This is a genomic window from Lactiplantibacillus plajomi, from assembly GCF_005405405.1.
GTDB lineage: Bacteria > Bacillota > Bacilli > Lactobacillales > Lactobacillaceae > Lactiplantibacillus > Lactiplantibacillus plajomi.
This window is the reverse complement of the sequence record NZ_BJDZ01000052.1, coordinates 3,487-5,173: the sequence shown is the minus strand read 5'-3', so window position 1 is coordinate 5,173 and position 1,687 is coordinate 3,487. Positions and strand designations below refer to the sequence as shown.

At 50.4% G+C, this 1,687-nt stretch carries 1 rRNA gene; it reads left to right on the top strand.

The annotated features are described in order from the left end of the window. Nucleotides 1-64 precede the first annotated feature (64 nt). Nucleotides 65-1,631 (top strand): 16S ribosomal RNA (locus FFM82_RS13230). Nucleotides 1,632-1,687 lie beyond the last annotated feature (56 nt).

Below are 1,687 nucleotides of genomic sequence, written 5' to 3'. Positions count from 1 at the left end.
GAAGTCAATTCGCTAGCAAATAAATTTTTGAACAACTTTAAATGAGCTTTTTAGAACTCATCATTAATTTGAGAGTTTGATCCTGGCTCAGGACGAACGCTGGCGGCGTGCCTAATACATGCAAGTCGAACGAACTCTGGTATTGATTGGTGCTTGCATCATGATTTACATTTGAGTGAGTGGCGAACTGGTGAGTAACACGTGGGAAACCTGCCCAGAAGCGGGGGATAACACCTGGAAACAGATGCTAATACCGCATAACAACTTGGACCGCATGGTCCGAGCTTGAAAGATGGCTTCGGCTATCACTTCTGGATGGTCCCGCGGCGTATTAGCTAGATGGTGGGGTAACGGCTCACCATGGCAATGATACGTAGCCGACCTGAGAGGGTAATCGGCCACATTGGGACTGAGACACGGCCCAAACTCCTACGGGAGGCAGCAGTAGGGAATCTTCCACAATGGACGAAAGTCTGATGGAGCAACGCCGCGTGAGTGAAGAAGGGTTTCGGCTCGTAAAACTCTGTTGTTAAAGAAGAACATATCTGAGAGTAACTGTTCAGGTATTGACGGTATTTAACCAGAAAGCCACGGCTAACTACGTGCCAGCAGCCGCGGTAATACGTAGGTGGCAAGCGTTGTCCGGATTTATTGGGCGTAAAGCGAGCGCAGGCGGTTTCTTAAGTCTGATGTGAAAGCCTTCGGCTTAACCGAAGAAGTGCATCGGAAACTAGGAGACTTGAGTGCAGAAGAGGACAGTGGAACTCCATGTGTAGCGGTGAAATGCGTAGATATATGGAAGAACACCAGTGGCGAAGGCGGCTGTCTGGTCTGTAACTGACGCTGAGGCTCGAAAGTATGGGTAGCAAACAGGATTAGATACCCTGGTAGTCCATACCGTAAACGATGAATGCTAAGTGTTGGAGGGTTTCCGCCCTTCAGTGCTGCAGCTAACGCATTAAGCATTCCGCCTGGGGAGTACGACCGCAAGGTTGAAACTCAAAGGAATTGACGGGGGCCCGCACAAGCGGTGGAGCATGTGGTTTAATTCGAAGCTACGCGAAGAACCTTACCAGGTCTTGACATACTACGCTAACCTGAGAGATCAGGCGTTCCCTTCGGGGACGTGGATACAGGTGGTGCATGGTTGTCGTCAGCTCGTGTCGTGAGATGTTGGGTTAAGTCCCGCAACGAGCGCAACCCTTATTGTCAGTTGCCAGCATTCAGTTGGGCACTCTGGCGAGACTGCCGGTGACAAACCGGAGGAAGGTGGGGATGACGTCAAATCATCATGCCCCTTATGACCTGGGCTACACACGTGCTACAATGGATGGTACAACGAGTTGCGAACTCGCGAGAGTAAGCTAATCTCTTAAAGCCATTCTCAGTTCGGATTGTAGGCTGCAACTCGCCTACATGAAGTCGGAATCGCTAGTAATCGCGGATCAGCATGCCGCGGTGAATACGTTCCCGGGCCTTGTACACACCGCCCGTCACACCATGAGAGTTTGTAACACCCAAAGTCGGTGGGGTAACCTTTTAGGAACCAGCCGCCTAAGGTGGGACAGATGATTAGGGTGAAGTCGTAACAAGGTAGCCGTAGGAGAACCTGCGGCTGGATCACCTCCTTTCTAAGGAATATTACGGAAACCTACACAGCGTCGAAACTTTGTTTAGTTTTGAGAGA